The 16,172-nt window shown below is 41.7% G+C and carries 12 protein-coding genes and 1 tRNA gene; 7 read left to right on the top strand and 6 right to left on the bottom strand.

All coding sequences use genetic code 11. The features are described 5' to 3' along the window. Nucleotides 1-2: 2 nt before the first annotated feature. On the bottom strand, nt 3-968 hold the full coding sequence (locus WCG05_05125; GenBank protein MEI8321366.1) for a hypothetical protein: 966 nt from the start codon (nt 966-968) through the stop codon (nt 3-5). Nucleotides 969-1,108: 140 nt separating this feature from the next. Between WCG05_05125 and WCG05_05120 the strand changes: the two genes are divergently transcribed. Both WCG05_05120 and WCG05_05115 read left to right on the top strand, forming a co-directional pair. Next, nucleotides 1,109-2,749, top strand: a complete 1,641-nt coding sequence (locus WCG05_05120; GenBank protein MEI8321365.1) for a TolC family protein — start codon at nt 1,109-1,111, stop codon at nt 2,747-2,749. Next, on the top strand, nt 2,731-3,195 hold the full coding sequence (locus tag WCG05_05115) for a DUF2497 domain-containing protein (protein MEI8321364.1): 465 nt from the start codon (nt 2,731-2,733) through the stop codon (nt 3,193-3,195). The genes WCG05_05120 and WCG05_05115 overlap by 19 nt, the downstream gene beginning before the upstream one ends. Before the next feature lie 203 nt (nt 3,196-3,398). On the opposite strand, the gene WCG05_05110 is transcribed toward WCG05_05115, so the two are convergent. Together WCG05_05110 and cmk are read right to left on the bottom strand one after the other, a co-directional pair. Beyond that, nucleotides 3,399-5,192 (bottom strand): 30S ribosomal protein S1, encoded by a 1,794-nt coding sequence (locus WCG05_05110; protein ID MEI8321363.1) that lies wholly within the window; start codon nt 5,190-5,192, stop codon nt 3,399-3,401. Nucleotides 5,193-5,279: 87 nt separating this feature from the next. Further along, nucleotides 5,280-5,897, bottom strand: a complete 618-nt coding sequence (gene cmk / locus WCG05_05105; GenBank protein MEI8321362.1) for a (d)CMP kinase — start codon at nt 5,895-5,897, stop codon at nt 5,280-5,282. 68 nt (nt 5,898-5,965) lie between these two features. On the opposite strand from cmk, the gene fdxA reads away from it, so the two are divergent. The 3 genes from fdxA to WCG05_05090 all read left to right on the top strand — a co-directional run bounded on the left by fdxA (nt 5,966) and on the right by WCG05_05090 (nt 7,885). Then, nucleotides 5,966-6,298, top strand: coding sequence for a ferredoxin FdxA (fdxA, locus tag WCG05_05100; GenBank protein ID MEI8321361.1), 333 nt, complete (start codon nt 5,966-5,968; stop codon nt 6,296-6,298). A 103-nt stretch (nt 6,299-6,401) separates the two neighbouring features. After that, nucleotides 6,402-7,550 carry an ATP-binding protein gene (locus WCG05_05095; protein MEI8321360.1) on the top strand — a complete coding sequence of 383 codons (1,149 nt, stop codon included), beginning with the start codon at nt 6,402-6,404 and terminating at the stop codon, nt 7,548-7,550. Beyond that, nucleotides 7,547-7,885: a tRNA-binding protein gene (locus WCG05_05090; protein ID MEI8321359.1), complete on the top strand. Its 339-nt coding sequence runs from the start codon at nt 7,547-7,549 to the stop codon at nt 7,883-7,885. The genes WCG05_05095 and WCG05_05090 overlap by 4 nt, the downstream gene beginning before the upstream one ends. Before the next feature lie 21 nt (nt 7,886-7,906). On the opposite strand, the gene WCG05_05085 is transcribed toward WCG05_05090, so the two are convergent. From WCG05_05085 to WCG05_05075, 3 genes are all read right to left on the bottom strand, one after another. Continuing rightward, nucleotides 7,907-7,983: transfer RNA gene (locus WCG05_05085), tRNA-Arg, on the bottom strand. A gap of 64 nt (nt 7,984-8,047) precedes the next feature. Continuing rightward, a complete protein-coding gene (locus WCG05_05080) occupies nt 8,048-9,394 on the bottom strand; it encodes a glycine--tRNA ligase (GenBank protein ID MEI8321358.1) in 1,347 nt (448 codons plus the stop codon). A 181-nt stretch (nt 9,395-9,575) separates the two neighbouring features. Next, entirely contained in the window at nt 9,576-11,714 is a 2,139-nt protein-coding gene (locus WCG05_05075) for a hypothetical protein (protein ID MEI8321357.1), read from the bottom strand. Nucleotides 11,715-11,900: 186 nt separating this feature from the next. Here WCG05_05075 and nusA point away from each other — a divergent pair, with 186 nt between their 5' ends. Next, nucleotides 11,901-13,394, top strand: coding sequence for a transcription termination factor NusA (nusA, locus tag WCG05_05070; GenBank protein ID MEI8321356.1), 1,494 nt, complete (start codon nt 11,901-11,903; stop codon nt 13,392-13,394). Nucleotides 13,395-13,413: 19 nt separating this feature from the next. Then, nucleotides 13,414-15,921, top strand: a complete 2,508-nt coding sequence (gene infB, locus WCG05_05065) for a translation initiation factor IF-2 (GenBank protein ID MEI8321355.1) — start codon at nt 13,414-13,416, stop codon at nt 15,919-15,921. Nucleotides 15,922-16,172: the final 251 nt, after the last annotated feature.

Below are 16,172 nucleotides of genomic sequence, written 5' to 3'. Positions count from 1 at the left end.
TATTACGCTGACTTTTTTGCCCACATTTTTAGAACTTGACTGTCATAAGGTCCAAAAGTTTCTCTCCAGGTTGGAAAGTGAACCCTAACATTTGTAAACCCAGAATCTTCTAGTAGCTTTTTATGTCCATCTCGCAAGACATTTCTGAAGAGCCCATCGATGATAATTGTTTTTGAGTCAATTTTTCCCACAACAGGAAGGGGTTTTCCGAATGTAGATTCCTTGGGCATTGGGCCATCCCTGAACAGTCCTTTGGTCATAAGGGCGCGATACTGTTTGTCTTCAATACAGAGGGGATCTCTTTTGAATCCATAGCCGTCTGCAAAATTCTCAGTACGGTCTACTTTTTCATTCATATAGTTTGAAAATCTTTGAAACTGCTCTTCAGTAATATCAGCGTCAAAAGATAAAGAAAAACGAAAAAAGAGGGGGAAGCTCCTCTGACTCATATAAGACAAAGTGCCACTTGCCTGTAAACAATCATAATAATTTTTTAAACAAGGCGTTAAATCATCGCCTCCGAAAGTTTCTTCAGGAGACTTCAGAAAACTAAGACCCATATTCTGAATTGGCACTGAAAAGTTATTTTTCGCAAGGGTTGGTCGTGCTAGCTCCGGTCCTTTTATGACCACATCTTTCAAGTATTGGTGCCAGTTAATGGGCATACCCCCAAGTCCTACATGTTTAAATTTAATTTTTTGAACATTTTTAGGAAACGTTTTAACTGTTTCTGGATTCCAACAATCTCCCACACAATGAGGTCGCATAATGGGATTCAAATCAACGCTAAAGTCACCAGCTTTAAGTTTAGTCCAATGTTCTGCGATAAAGCCCTGATCTTGGGGCATAACCTGACCACACCCAATCATGATTCTCTTATAGGGCTCATCCTCACGTGCAGCAGAAAACACATCTTGGTTACACGCCAAAACACCAAACATAAAAGCAAAAGCAATTAATTTTTTCATTTTTCATCTCCTCAAAAAATCTCAAACTACAGTTAAAATAGGTATTCACTTGTTAAACTTCAAGGCTTTTTTACAAACTCTTCACAAAAGGAGGAAACGAATGTATGATGACTTAAATATTGTGCACAAATTAGGAATTTATGTTGAAAAGATTAACCTATGGTTTGATTGTTTTGGTGCTGCTGTGGCAGGGGCTGTCTTTTGCCCAGGATACGACAGAGGCTTTGCCAGATATACAAGAAACAGCAGATCTCTCGGATGAAGAGGTAAAAGGTATCCCCACAACATTTTCACCGGATGCCGCTGTAGCCAACACATCTATGGCTTCAGAAAAATCCGCTACAAAAGAATCGTCTGCCCCAACAAGTGCGCCTTTTTCTGTTTCCTTGATGAGCTCGATGATGGGGGCCTATCAACAAAGTCCCTTGCTAACGGCAGAATATCAAGTGAAAGCAGCCCAGATGGGGCTATCCACAGCCCGCAGAGACTGGCTACCAACAGCACAAGCTAACTTAAAATACACGCGGGATTCCGCCAAAACTGTGAATAGCAGCTCTAACCCGGCCCTTCAGTCATCTCCCACTGGGATTTCAACGGCTGACACAAAACAAGGATCAGTTCGTGTTGAGCAAAATCTTTATAACGGAGGTGCCACCACAGCAGGTATTGAATTTTCCGCCAAGCAGGTGGATGCTGCCACCGCTGAATATTTAATGACAGAAAAGGCTATTTTATTTAAGGCCATTAAAGATCATATTGATTATTATTCGAAACAGAAAGTCTTGGATCTAAACCAGAAAAATCAGGATTTACTACAAGAAAGTTACCGTATTGCCAAAGCGCGTCATGAATTTGGGGAAGCCACTTTATATGATGCAGCTGCCACAAAAGCCAAGCTGGAAAAGGCAAAGAGTGATACCATTAGGGCGGTTGCCGAATTAAAAGCTAGTGAGGCTGCTTATCTAAAAGATACAGGGATCAACCCTGCTAGATCTTTGGAACAGGCTGCATACCCCGCCAATCTTTTGCCCAAAAGCAAGGAAGAAGCTATTTATTTAACCCTACAACACAGCCCTGAACTTAAGAAAAGGGATGCGGACGCTGACGCAGCAAAAGCGAGCGTAGATAAGGTTTTTGGCGGATTGCTTCCCTCTTTTGCCGTTGGGGCAACAGCTAGACGAACCCTTTCAGAAACAGACAGTACAACTGCATCTTCCACAGGACGTTATAGTTCTCGTGTGAATGATTTAGGGGGTGATGCGACGTTAAGTATTCCTCTGGATTTCAGAGGATCAACCCAAACCTCCATTAAACAGTATAAGTATGCAGCTGCTCAAAAACGGTTAGAAGCGCTCCATCAACGGCGAGATGTAATTGAAAAAACAAGTCAGGCTTGGGATATTTGGCAGGCAACAAAGGCAACAATAGACCAGGTGAAGGCTCAGGTTGATGCTGCTAAGATAGCAGTCGATATGGCAAAGGAAGAATACCTGGCAGGAAGCAAACAAACAATTGATGTATTGGCATCCGAACAGGAATATTTCTCAGCTCAGGTTGAACTCGTAAGATCCGAGCAAGGGGAAGTGCAAGCAGCCTATGCGCTACTCGATGCCATGGGCATTCTAAGAGCCCTCTATCTGAACTTGGAAGTACCTTTGTATGACCCAACGCAAGATGAAAATAAGATCCCATTCTGGGGTATTGGAATCGCGGACGATGACCGCATGAACACCGTACAAACTTCAAATGATGAGATGATAAAATGGGGAACGAACATTTAACAAAACAGGCCGTTGAAGATGAATCCATGGAAGAAATTCTGTCTTCTATTCGGAAAATCATGTCGACAGATTTAGAAGACATACGCCCCCCTAAGACCAAAAAATTTGACGATGATGATAATGTTTTAGAATTGACCAAACGGGTTGATTTAAAAGTGAACCCCGTGAAACCTATCTCTTCTTTTGAATCTTCAAGCCCCATTCGACATGATCGCTTGATGTCATCTGAAGCTTTGTCAGCATCAGTTAGTGCTTTGTCTCAACTTAATCAAACAGCTCATGCCGAGCAGCCCGCGTCAACACCCTATAAGAACGAAGCAGTTGAAAAGTTTCTGGGGGACTTAGTTCGTCCCATGCTGAAAGATTGGCTTGATAAAAATCTTCCCCGCCTGGTGGAAACCATCGTCCAACGGGAAATTCAATCTCTTAAAAAACATATGCAATAGGGAACTTACTTTCCTACACTCTTTAGGGGATCTTCTACCTGCGCCCATAATGCAATACCCCTTTTCATCGGTTTCTGCACCATTGGCTCTTCGTTGGTCCACATCAAGAGTAAGACTTAGGAGAACTTCTTACTACTCTATCCCAAAAAAAAGACCGCTGAGTCCAACCCCAGCGGTCTTTTTTATTTTAAAAGCGCTAAAGACTACTCGTCTTTAGCTTCTGCTTTTTTCTTAGCCTTTTTAGGGGCTGCTTTAGAAGTTTCTTTTTTTTCTGCCTTAGGCTTCTCTTCCTTAGGCTCTTTAGGTTCCTTCGCAGCAGCAGCTGTTTTCTTTACTTTTTCAAGATTGATGGCTGCACCCAAGATATCACCCAAGCTGGCTCCGCTATCTGAAGAACCATATTCTGCCATAGCTTTCTTTTCTTCAGCTACTTCGCGAGCCTTGATAGACAAAGCAAGTTTTCTGGTCTTCTTATCGAAGCTGAGAACCTGTGCGTCAACCCGTTCACCCACAGCAAATCGTTCTGGTTTCTGTTCTGAGCGTTCTTTCGCCAAGTCACCTTTTCGAATAAAGGCTGGAATACCTTTTTCTGTTGTAACGTGAATACCTTGTTCAGTTACTTCTTGAACTGTACAGGTCAAGACTTCACCAGTTTTAGAGGCTTCAACAGATTCAAAAGGATCTGCAGAAAGTTGCTTAATACCCAAGCTGATACGTTCTTTTTCTGGGGCAACATCCAAGACTTTAACCTGGATTTTTTCACCCTTTTTAAAGGCTTGCAGAGCTTCTTCACCAGACTTTTCCCAAGAAAGGTCATTCAGATGAACCATTCCATCAACGTTACCATCAACACCAAGGAACATACCGAATTCAGTAAAGTTCTTGATTTCGCCTTCGATCACACTGCCAGCAGGATGCTTTTCAGCAAAGGCAATCCACGGGTTTTGTGAACATTGACGTAAGCTTAAGCTAACGCGGCGTTTTTCAGGATCAACTTCCAAAACTTTTACAGTTAGTGTATCCCCCAAAGAAACGATCTTGTTAGGATGAACATTCTTTTTAGTCCAGCTAAGTTCGGACGCGTGAATTAGGCCTTCAATGCCAGATTCTAACAAAACGAAAACACCGTAATCCATAATGTTACTTACAGTTCCAGATATTTCAGTACCTGAAGTGTAACGGCTTGCTACACCAGACCAAGGGTCTTGTTCAAGCTGCTTCATTCCTAAAGAAATACGATGAGTGTCGCTAATTTTTGTGACCTTAACCTTGATGACTTGACCAATCTTCAAAACATCTGAAGGGTGGGCAATACGATCCCAAGAAATATCTGTTACGTGAAGCAAACCATCAATTCCACCAAGATCAACGAAAGCACCGTAGTCTGTGATATTCTTAACAGTTCCTTCCAGAATGCTACCTTCCGCCAGAGTTGACATCATCTCACTGCGGCTTTCTGCTTGAGATTCTTCCAAAACAGCGCGACGAGAAACAACGATATTTCCACGCAAGCGATCCATCTTTAAGATAAGGAATGGTTGCTCAATATTCATCAAAGAATACGTATCTTTAATAGGGCGAATATCAATTTGGCTTCCAGGCAAAAAGGCGCCTACACCGGCAAGATCCACAGTGAATCCGCCGCGTACACGGCTAACAATCACACCTGTGACACGCTCTTTTTTATTATAAGAAACTTCCAATTCTTCCCAAGATTCTTCTCGGCGCGCCTTTTCACGGCTTAGAACGATTTCTCCGTCCCGGTTTTCCATGCGTTCCAAATAAACGTCAACCACATCACCAAGCTTCAGCTCAGATCCCTGGGAGTGACCAAATTCTCTAAGGTATACTTTACCTTCAGATTTTAAGCCCACATCAACCAACACATATTCCCGTTCTACGGCAATAATAGTGCCCTTGATAACGGACCCTTCATATTTTTTTTGTTTAAACGATTCGTCAAGTAATTCAGCAAAATTGTCTATTGCTTTAGTCATAATATTTATTTTCCTTTTAGGTATAAAATAGGATAAAACCCTTGTTTTATGGCAGAGCCTGCAAAAATTCTATCGGCCCCACCATAATCAACTTTTAATAAAAAATAAAGCTTTTTTAAAAACCTGGTCAATAGATAGACCCGTTGTATCCAAAATAAGGGCATCTTCCGCGGGTTTCAGGGGGTCGAGCACCCTGTTTTCATCCCGTTCATCCCGTTCCTTTAAGTTTTGAAGCATATCATTAAAATTTGTAGAAATTCCCTTTTCCAGAAATTCTTTATACCGTCTCTCTGCGCGCTCTTGGGCTGAAGCTGTTAGAAAAATCTTCTTATCAGCCCAAGGAGCTACAACCGTTCCTCCATCGCGACCATCCAGAATAACACCGGCCTTGTGGTCTACCATAAACTTTCGTTGAAAATCTAAAAGACAGGTGCGAACCAAAGGAATTGTTGCAATTTTAGAGGCTCTCTGGCTGATGATTTCTGACCTTAATTCATTTAGGGACATAGCATTTACGTCCATAGCAAGAATACGTTCTTTGGCCTGCGTTGAATTTTTTTCAAAAAAATCCAAATCTTCAATCATAAAAGCCACAGCCCGAAACAGCAGACCTACATCTAGTCGGGCATATTTTAGCTCAGCTGCCAGCAGCTTACTCAACGTTCCCTTACCAACGCCAGAGGGGCCATCAATAGTAATAATCATGATTTCGAATTCCTTTACTTTGTCATAGCTCACATTTATCATAAGTCAGATTTTTAAGGAATTTTAAAATGACTTATGTTGTGACGGATGCCTGCATTCGCTGTAAATATATGGACTGTGTTGAGGTCTGTCCCGTGGATTGTTTTTATGAGGGCGAAAACATGCTGGTGATTGATACCACCGTTTGCATTGACTGTGGTGTGTGTGAGCCAGAATGTCCTGCGGAAGCGATTGTAGCTGACACAAAAGAAGGGGCTGAATTCTGGGTAGACTTTAACCAGAAATATGCAACTCTGTGGCCCAATATTCTCAAAAAAGGAGAAGCCCCTGCAGATGCGGAGGCTTGGCTAGGCAAACCGGATAAGATGAAAGAATTCAGCGAAAACCCTGGGGGGAAATAATTTTTTTGGTCACTTTACATTTTACAAATTTTTTTAAAATGTAAAATGCTACTTGACATTTTACGATAATTTGTAAAATGTAAAGAAATAGATAGAGGCCAGTATGTTCAAACGTCAGATTGCAAATTTGCTATTAACAGAAGCTAAAAAGTTTCGGGCCTTTGCTTTAGTGGGGCCGCGACAGAGCGGAAAAACTACTCTTTTGCGAGAACTATTTCCAGACTACAAATATATCTCTTTAGAAAGCCCAGATACCCTGGAGCTCGTCACAGAAGATGTGCGGGGATTCTTTGCGAATCCAACTCAAAACTGGATCATTGACGAAGCCCAAAATTCCGGAAAGCTCTTTTCCTATCTGCAAGAATTTATTGATGATCCGAAACGAACGAATAAATTTATTTTGTCCGGTTCCCAAAATTTTCTACTTCAAAAGAACATATCCCAAAGCCTTGCTGGGCGTATTGGGCTTTATGAGCTGTTGCCTCTGACCTATAAAGAATTTAAATCTGACAAAAAAATTTCCGCCATTTCCTTGTGGGATTATTTGTTTCAAGGCCAATATCCCCGACCCTATCATGAAAATCTTCCCACCCGGAAATGGTTTGAAAGCTATCTAAAAACATATGTTGAACGGGACGTAAGGCTTATTGAAAATATAAAAGACTTAACAAAATTCCGTTTATTTATTAAGCTGTGCGCTGGTTATCATGGACAACAATTGAATGTGCTCCAAATTTCTGTTGATACGGGTGTTTCCCAAACGACAATTCATAATTGGATCAGTATTCTGGAAGCAAGTTTCTTGATATTCCGACTGCAGCCCTATTATAAAAACTACAACAAACGCCTTGTTAAAACCCCGAAGCTTTATTTTTATGATTCAGCTATTGTATGCCATCTTTTAGGAATTGACTCGGCCGAACATTTACAAACTCATTCTGCTAAGGGAGCTATTTTTGAAGGTTTCGTTATTTCTGAATTTATAAAAACATTGAACAATAGAGGGGAAAATAGAAATTTCTATTATTGGAAAATGTATGGGGGCGGGGAAATAGATCTTCTTATTGATTCTCATCCCTTAAAAATTATAGAAATAAAATCAGGGGCTACCTTTCAGAAAACATTTGTTGAAAAGCTAATGGATTTTCAGCAGTTGTCAGATGATGATGCAGAAGGTTTTTTGATTTATGCGGGAGATGAGGCTTTTTCTTTTAAAAATATACAAATAACTCCGTGGACTGATATAGCATGAAAATCATCACATATGCAGAATTTGAACAAGTTGAGTTACGGTCAGGTTCTATTGTAAAGGTTGAGGAATTTCCCCGCGTCCTAAAACCCGCCTTTAAGGTATGGGTTGATTTTGGTCCTGATATTGGGGTTCTTCAAACCTCGGCCCAAATAACAGCAAACTATACGTTGGAATCCCTAGTGGGCAAGCAAGTTGTGGGGTGCGTGAACTTGGGAGAAAAAAATATTGCCGGGTTTAAGTCTCAGTTTCTTCTTGTGGGGTTTGCTGACAAGAACCAATCTATTTGTTTGGTTACAGTTGACTCAAGGGTACCCACTGGGCAAAAAATGTATTAATCCAAGAAGTTTACTAAAAAATGGTGCGTCCTGGAGGATTCGAACCTCCGACCCTCGGCTTAGAAGGCCGATGCTCTATCCAACTGAGCTAAGGACGCATACAGGTGGATTATAATGAATCCCTATTCTTTGTAAAGATTAGATTTTCTAACGGCAGAAAGTCTACAAAAAATACTCTAGCACATAAGACCTGATATCCTTTATGGGAATACGTTCTTGGGCCATGGTGTCTCGGTTCCGAATAGTCACTGTTTCTTGGGTTCCTTCAAAAGTATCAAAATCAACAGTGATACAAAGAGGGGTTCCAATTTCATCATGGCGGCGGTAGGCTTTCCCTACATTCCCCGTGTCCTCATATTTAATGCGTCCCAGGGAAAGTTTCTTCAACATCTGGGTGATCTCTTTTGCTTTAGCTACGATTTGTTCATTGTTTTTAGCTAAGGGAACCACAGCTACCTTAATGGGGGCCAGATGGGGTTTTAGCTTCAAGACAATGCGTTCCCCATTTTCCAGAGTTTCCTTGGTATAAGCTTCAACCAAAACGGCGAGCACACCCCGGTCTAAACCGGCGGAAGGTTCAATCACAAAGGGAACAGTCATCTTTTTTGTTTCCAAATTCTGGATGCCCAATTTTGTGTTGGAATCATCATTTGGTAATACTTTGGCGAACAAAGAGAGTTCATTCTGATTTTTGGAATGGGATCCCAAATCAAAATCCGTACGATTTGCAATGCCTTCAAGTTCTTCAAAACCATGGGGAAACTTATACAAGATATCAACGGTGGCTTTGGCATAGTGGGCCAATTCAGCTTTGTCCTGATGTTGTAATTGCAGATTATTTGAAGTGAGTCCTTGATCTTTCCACCACTGCACCCGAGCCTCAACCCACTTCTCATGCCATTCTTCGTCTGTGCCCGGTTCCACAAAAAATTCAAGTTCCATCTGCTCAAATTCCCGCACACGGAAAATAAAGTTGCGGGGTGTTACTTCATTTCGGAAGGCTTTCCCCATTTGGGCAATGCCAAATGGCAACTTACGGGATGTTGTATCCACCACATTTTTAAAATTTAAAAAGATTCCCTGGGCCGTTTCTGGGCGCAAATAAACATAAACGCCTCCATCTTCCACGGGGCCAAAATTGGCCTTGAACATCAGGTTAAAATTCCGAGGTTCCGTCAAGTCTTTAGATCCACAATGGTCGCACTTTCCATCAATCACATGGTCCGCTCGCATCCGATGTTTGCATTGACGGCAATCAACCATAGGATCTGTAAAAGTGCTTTCGTGACCCGAGTGTTTCATCGTCATGGGGTGGGTAATGATAGAAGAATCAAGGCCCTCGATATCATCGCGCTCGTAAACCATAGAGCGCCACCAAGCCTGTTTCAAATTGTTCTTAAGCTCAACCCCCAGCGGGCCGTAATCGTAAATACCTTGAAGGCCGCCATAGACCTCAGAGCTTTGAAAAATAAATCCCCGGCGTTTACATAAAGAAACGATTTCTTCCATTTTTATTCCTTAGAAATTACTACCCTTACGGTCATACAATAGGTGGTTCAGAATATCAAGAAAATACCTTTTCTAGAAATTAGCGACACCTTCACAAAACTGTGGGATCTTGGGATTTTCCTGTATTAGTACAGGTCATCTTTTATCGTGCCAGATTTGTCAGGAAAGTAGGTAGAAATTTTTAAGGGGTGGTTTCTCGCTCTTTCCGACGGCGCTCTTCGGCAGCTTCAGCTCGCTTCCGGCGAGCATCTTGCAATGTTGGATTGTCAGCCCTAGATCTTTTTGTGGATATCTGTCCGTCATCATCGTCATCATCATCTGCTGCTGCAGGAGCAGATCGGGCAGCTTTCAAAAGTTGATCCAAAGCAGTTTTTAAAGAACTATCTTTGGAAGACAGCTCTATTTCAATTGTTTCAGCGGAAAGTTCCATTGTTTTCTGCAGCTCATCATCAACGGCAGCGCCATAACTTTGTGCGGATTGAGATATAAAATCTCCATATAGTTTGCCGGCGTCTTCAGCAGAAGTGTTTTGTCTATAACCCATTTCAATCAACTTTCCAGAAATAAACTTAATGTTAGATTGCCTAAGAGTTTCATCGTCAGCTCTTAGCTGCAGCCTTGAATTTAAGGCCTTCATAAGATTTTCTTGTTCGGCGCTTTTAAAAAGTAGATTAATTTCTGAATCTTCAATACCTCGCAAAGCCGTTAGAGCCCTCTCCTGAATACCTTTTTTACAACTTAAAGGGTTTTTTCTCTCTGTGTAAGCAGCCTGAGATTCTGCAATAAATCCTCCTATCCAGGCATCAAAAAAATCAGGATGTTGGGTCAGAACGAAAGTTCCTACAAGACAAAAACTTCTTATGTCAGCAAGAGGAGTTTCTTTTGGAAATCCTTGCAGTAGAACTTCTTTAGCGTCTGGTCTCCATTTTAAAACTTCCTGTTGGAGTTCGTCAAAATTTAAAAGCCTTGCTTTTGCTAGGCGATTTTTGATTAAAGAAAGTGCCGATTTTTTTTCTACTTTCTTTGAATACTCATGGATTTCAATAGCAGCCTCAAGATCTGCATAGTTCTCTTGCTCTTCAACCAGGAAGTCTTGAATTAATTCGGGATTCAAGGTGCCAAAAACCCCTTCAGCAGCAAAATGTTCTATAGGAAAGAGTGTCAAAAGCGTCACAGAGGAACGATCTAAAATAGGTCGCAGTGGGAATGAGGCTAGAACCTGGAAATCTGCAGCCGACCTTACTAAAGCTTCTAATGCAACTCGGTGATTGTAAAATCTTTCTAAAGATAAATAAAGGCACTCAGAGTAAACTTCAAAGTCATTCTTCCAATTTGGGCCATAGCTTAGATCTCCACACAAAACAAGGGTGCCACATAGATTAGAAATTAAAGGTAATAAACATCCAGGAATAGATACTAGTTTGCGCAACACCCTAATTTCGATAATAGGAAATTCTGATGGCATCAAAAAATGATAAGAAGTAATGATCTGTTCTAGGCGATTTTGTGTTTTTATTTGCTCCCTAATTTCAGTATTCTCTAAGCTATCAAAACAAATACTCGTAACCAAATTTGTAGTGGATATTGCTTTGCGAATCGTTTGTTCGGGTGAACTGCGTAGCAGAGGCAAGGTATTTTTTTTAACGAATGATACAAAGTTAGAAAAATGCGTTGGTCTTATTTTTAAAACGTCTGCAAAAGTTTGTAGGTCTAAATCCAAGTTCCAGTTGACTTTATCCTTTTCTGCTTCGGGAAAGGGGGGGGCCAAAGAATCTATAAGTTTGTTAATTTCAGGTATCAGAATATCAAAGTTAACATCATTGCTTTGATCAAGTTCTGCTAGTTTATGCAAAGCCCCACACATGTCTTCTGCTCTGCAATTTCCCATCAAGGCAAGAGTTGCATTAGAAAGTTTTCTGATTGACTGCAGATCAGTTAGTTCTGCGAAATTGGCTATTAGGGAGTGATAGTGCAGATGTCCATCAGATTTTCCTTTGATCAGAAGGTCAGCTTGTTCAATTATAGTCACCAAAAAAGGAAATAGATCTTCTTTTTTCAGGCTCACTAACTTTTTAAGAATAAAAGGGGTGGTTGCTGATTGTACAACATTATAGCGTTGGTGAAGCTTTTCTAAACAGGTGAAAATTTCTTGCGATTCTACAGGAGGGGTTATTGCAGCTTCTGCGAAAAGAGTTTTAAGAGATTCTTGGGTTATTGGCGCTCTAGAGGACTTTTCTTCAGGGTCCGGACGGGTTGCCCCAAAAGACAGGGGTGCATTCAACAAAAGGATAAAACAAGCCTTAAATATTATTTTTTTCAATTATTACTCTCCAATTAAAACCTAACACGAGCACAACATAAGAAATAAATTTCTAAAATTCAAGTGAATTGACTAATTTAAAAAAAGAGATATAATCCCCCTTAATTTATCCTTAAGATGGTGTTATAGGGGTGGACGTGGGTCCGCCTTTTTGTTTAATTAGGCATATGTTTTAATGAGGAACCAATGGGTTTAGCTGTTAATAAAGAAGCTTTGCAGATTGCAGAAGCGGTTGCACGGGAAAAAGGAATTGATCCTGAAGAAGTATTTATTGCTATGGAAGAAGCCATCCAAAAAATTGGACGGACGAAGTATGGGCATGAAAATGATATTCGGGCGTTTATTGACCGCGTAACAGGAGACGTGAATTTAGCGCGCTATCGGGAAGTGGTTGAACTTGTTGAAAATCCCTCTACCCAAATTCTTTTGGAAGATGCACAAGAACTAAATTCCGCTTTGACTGTGGGTGAGTTTGTTGTTGATCCATTGCCACCTATCTCTTTTGGTCGTGTCTCTGCTCAGTCTGCTCGGCAGATTATTGGAAGCCGAGTGCGTCAAGCCGAACGGCAAAAACAATTCGATGAATTTAAAGATAAAATTGGTCAAATTGTTACAGGCACTGTAAAGCGTGTTGATTTTGGAAATTATATTATTGATGTGGGCCGTTTAGAGGCTTCTTTGCGTCGTGATGAATGTATTCCCAGGGAAAACCTAAGAACTGGGGATCGTGTACGTTGTTATATCTTAGATGTGAACCCTGAAACTCGGGGGCCTATGATTCAGCTTTCTAGGGCACATCCAAACTTTATGGCTAAACTGTTCGAACAGGAAGTTCCAGAAATTGCAGACGGTACTATTGAAATTGTATCTGTTGCACGGGATCCTGGCAGCCGTGCAAAAATTGCTATTCGATCTGAAGACGCCAGCATTGACCCTGTTGGGGCATGTGTGGGAATGCGTGGATCCAGAATTCAAGCCATTGTGAATGAACTACAGGGGGAAAAGGTTGATATCGTCTTGTGGTCACCTAACCAGGCAAATTTCATTATTAATGCCTTGGCGCCCGCTGAAATATCAAAGGTTATATTTGACGAAAGCACCAACCAGGTGGATGTTGTGGTTCCTGAAGCCCAACAAAGTATTGCCATTGGTCGTCGGGGGCAAAATGTACGTTTGGCCTCATTGTTAACAGGTCTTAACGTTAACATTTTAACGGAAGATCAAGAAGCAAGCAGTCGTGCAGAAGAAAACAAGGAAAAGTCAGAACTCTTTATCAAGGCTTTGGACGTAGATGAAGTGATTGGGCATTTATTAGCTGTAGAGGACTTTAAAACTATCGAAGAAATCGCTGGCACCCCCTTGGAAGAGTTGTTGGCTATTGAAGGCTTTGACGAGGATTTGGCAACAGAACTTCAAAAGAGGTCTCTGAAGTTTTTAGAAGCAAAAACAAAAGAGCTAAAGGAAAAATTGAAAGGTCTGAAAGTTGATAAAAAACTGGAAGAACTGGAAGGTGTTTCTTTAGAGTCTTTGGTTAAGCTTGCTGAACAAAAAGTGAAAACTTTAGATGACTTGGCCGATCTTTCAACAGATGAACTTTTGGACATCGTTGGAAAGTCAGCTTTAACCCGCGTTGAAGCAGATGCTTTGATTATGCGGGCTCGCGAACATTGGTTTCAATAATTCATAAAGATGAGCTTGCATGTCCGACACACCCGACCAAAAAGATACAGAGCAGAAGAAGCCATTAACCCTTTCCAGTAAGCTGGGTCTGAAAGACTTAAAACAGCCTACTGCAAAAGGTAAATCTGTTATTGTTGAGGTTAAGCGCAGTCGTTTGGTTCAAGGAGATGTGCAGCATTCTGCTGTTAAGGATTCACAGATGCGGGCGTCTCATCCTTCTTTGCCCCATAAGCCGGCTCCTGTTTTAAAGCCTAAAGAGCCGGAACATAAGCCCCACGACAATAAACCAACTTCTTCCAAAGTTTTGACTGGGGAAGAACGGGAAGCGCGTTTGCGGGCCTTGAAAGATGCAACTGACTTTGTTGAAAAAAAAGCTGCCCATTTAGACGAGAGCAGCAAACGTTCTGCTGAATTGCGCCAACAAGAAACAGAAAAAGAAGCTCAAAAACAACAAGAAATTGAAGAAGCTCTGGCAACCGAAACTGCCGCAGTAGTAGAGCCTGAGGAAACTGTACAAAAAGAGTCTTCCGCTACTTTCAAAAAAGAAGCGCCTGAGGAAGAATCTGAAACAGCTAAAAACTTGCGTCATTTGGCCCCTGTTAAGCGGGTTGAACCCCGGCGTGCAGGAAAAATTACTATTACCAGCGCCTTATCTGATGATGCCATAGATGGTGAACAGCGCCGTAGTCGAAGCCTTGCATCTTTGAAGCGCGCACGGGAAAAAGAACGTCTAAAAGCCATGCGCCGCGACCAGGATTTTGAAAAAATTTCCAGAGAAGTCACAATCCCTGAAACCATTACGGTGCAGGAACTTGCTAACCGTATGGCTGAAAAAGCATCTGATGTTATCAAGTGTTTCATGAAAATGGGAATGTTGGTGACTGTAACCCAATCAGTTGATGCTGACTCAGCGCAACTTGTTGTGGAAGAAATGGGTCATAAACCAAAGCGTGTTGCTGATTCTGATGTGGAAGATATTTTGCAAGATGATCAGGAAGATACCGAAAAATCTTTGGAACCCCGTTGCCCGGTTGTGACCATTATGGGACACGTGGATCATGGAAAAACATCCCTGTTAGATGCACTGCGCACTACAGATGTGGTTTCAACGGAAGCAGGTGGCATTACCCAGCATATTGGGGCTTATCAGGTAACCTTGAAAAACGGCGGAAAAATTACCTTTATTGATACTCCCGGTCACGCAGCTTTTACGGAAATGCGCTCTCGAGGCGCCAACGTTACAGATATTGTGGTTTTGGTTGTAGCTGCTGATGATGGTATCAAGGACCAAACTATTGAAGCTATTCGCCATGCAAAGGCTGCTAAAGTGCCGATTATTGTGGCCATCAACAAGATTGATAAGCCAGAAGCCAACCCAGACCGGGTACGCCAGGCGTTAATGCAGCACGAGATATATGTGGAAGAATTGGGTGGTGATGTTTTGTGTGTGGAAGTTTCTGCAAAACAAAAAACAAACCTGAATAAATTGGAAGAAACCATCCTATTGCAGGCAGAACTTATGAACTTGCGGGCTAACCCTCATCGACCAGCGGTAGGTGCTGTAATCGAATCCAGACTTGAAAAAGGTCGGGGACCTATTGCGACAACCTTGATTCAAAAGGGGACTCTAAAAATCGGGGATTATTTCGTTGCAGGGGCTCAGTTTGGTCGCGTACGGGCATTGATTGATCACCATGGTGTAGCCCAGAAAAGTGCGGGTCCTTCAACCCCTATAGAAATCATTGGATTCAACGGACTGCCGGGATCAGGTGATATTCTAACAGTTACACAGAATGAATCAAAGGCTCGTGAAATTGCTGAATATCGCCAAAGTAAAGTTAGAGGAAAACATTTAGGTGTCTACGATAAAAGCAAAATGGATAACCTGTTTGCTCAACATGCTGGCGGTCGCAAAGAATTAGACGTTCTGATCAAGGCTGACGTGCACGGATCTGCGGAAGCTATTACCAGCAGTTTGAAAAATTTGGCCCACGAAGAAGTTGGGGTAAAGGTTTTGCATATGGGCATTGGGGGGATCACAGAAACGGATATTTCTTTAGCAAAAGCTTCAAAAGCTTTGATCATTGGGTTTAACGTGCGCGCCAACACACAGGCTCGGGAACTGGCCCAAAAGGAACATATTCAGATTCGATATTACTCAATTATTTATGATGTGATCAATGATATTAAAGCCTTGCTCACCGGCCTTTTGTCCCCTGTTGTACAGGATGTATTCATTGGACGCGCTGAAATCAGAAAAGTATTTAAAATTTCAAGCCTAGGTAATATTGCTGGATGTCATGTGACTGAAGGCGTTGTAAAGCGGGGATCCAAGGTTCGTTTGCTGCGTAACGATATCGTCATTCACGAAGGCAAACTAAAGACCCTAAAGCGTATAAAAGATGAAGTCAAAGAAGTGAAAAATGGCTTTGACTGCGGTATGGCTTTTGAAAACTATGATGATATCCGCGAAGGCGATATTATTGAGTGTTCAGAGGTATCTACCACCGCTCGCCAATTCGAGTAAAAACACTTATTCCCTCGGGCTTCGACCCGAGGGTCTAAGGGTGCGGAACGCGCCCCTTGGGATGTCGAAAGAAGTAAGGCGTGGGTCCTCGGGTCAAGCCCGAGGAATTCAAAAAAAGGGGGCCCGAGGAAAGCAAGAGGATGTGGTTTATCTTTTCTTTTCATATTTTTCCTTCTTTTTTATTTTCATTATTTCCATTCTTCGTTTCTTTTTACTTCGTTTTAGTTTCCCTTAAGGGGGCCATAAGAATC

It is taken from the genome of Alphaproteobacteria bacterium (assembly GCA_037146715.1).
Classification (GTDB): Bacteria; Pseudomonadota; Alphaproteobacteria; order UBA7879; family UBA5542; genus JBAWWO01.
The sequence above is the reverse complement of the archived record's forward strand: the minus strand, read 5'-3'. Positions and strand labels throughout refer to the sequence as shown.

What these genes read in the sequence shown, in the direction of transcription:
- WCG05_05125 (MEI8321366.1), bottom strand. Translation starts at nt 968, where the DNA reads ATGAAAAAATTAATTGCTTTTGCTTTTATGTTTGGTGTTTTGGCGTGT.
- WCG05_05120 (MEI8321365.1), top strand. Translation starts at nt 1,109, where the DNA reads ATGTTGAAAAGATTAACCTATGGTTTGATTGTTTTGGTGCTGCTGTGG.
- WCG05_05115 (MEI8321364.1), top strand. Translation starts at nt 2,731, where the DNA reads ATGGGGAACGAACATTTAACAAAACAGGCCGTTGAAGATGAATCCATG.
- WCG05_05110 (MEI8321363.1), bottom strand. Translation starts at nt 5,192, where the DNA reads ATGACTAAAGCAATAGACAATTTTGCTGAATTACTTGACGAATCGTTT.
- cmk (MEI8321362.1), bottom strand. Translation starts at nt 5,897, where the DNA reads ATGATTATTACTATTGATGGCCCCTCTGGCGTTGGTAAGGGAACGTTG.
- fdxA (MEI8321361.1), top strand. Translation starts at nt 5,966, where the DNA reads ATGACTTATGTTGTGACGGATGCCTGCATTCGCTGTAAATATATGGAC.
- WCG05_05095 (MEI8321360.1), top strand. Translation starts at nt 6,402, where the DNA reads ATGTTCAAACGTCAGATTGCAAATTTGCTATTAACAGAAGCTAAAAAG.
- WCG05_05090 (MEI8321359.1), top strand. Translation starts at nt 7,547, where the DNA reads ATGAAAATCATCACATATGCAGAATTTGAACAAGTTGAGTTACGGTCA.
- WCG05_05080 (MEI8321358.1), bottom strand. Translation starts at nt 9,394, where the DNA reads ATGGAAGAAATCGTTTCTTTATGTAAACGCCGGGGATTTATTTTTCAA.
- nusA (MEI8321356.1), top strand. Translation starts at nt 11,901, where the DNA reads ATGGGTTTAGCTGTTAATAAAGAAGCTTTGCAGATTGCAGAAGCGGTT.
- infB (MEI8321355.1), top strand. Translation starts at nt 13,414, where the DNA reads ATGTCCGACACACCCGACCAAAAAGATACAGAGCAGAAGAAGCCATTA.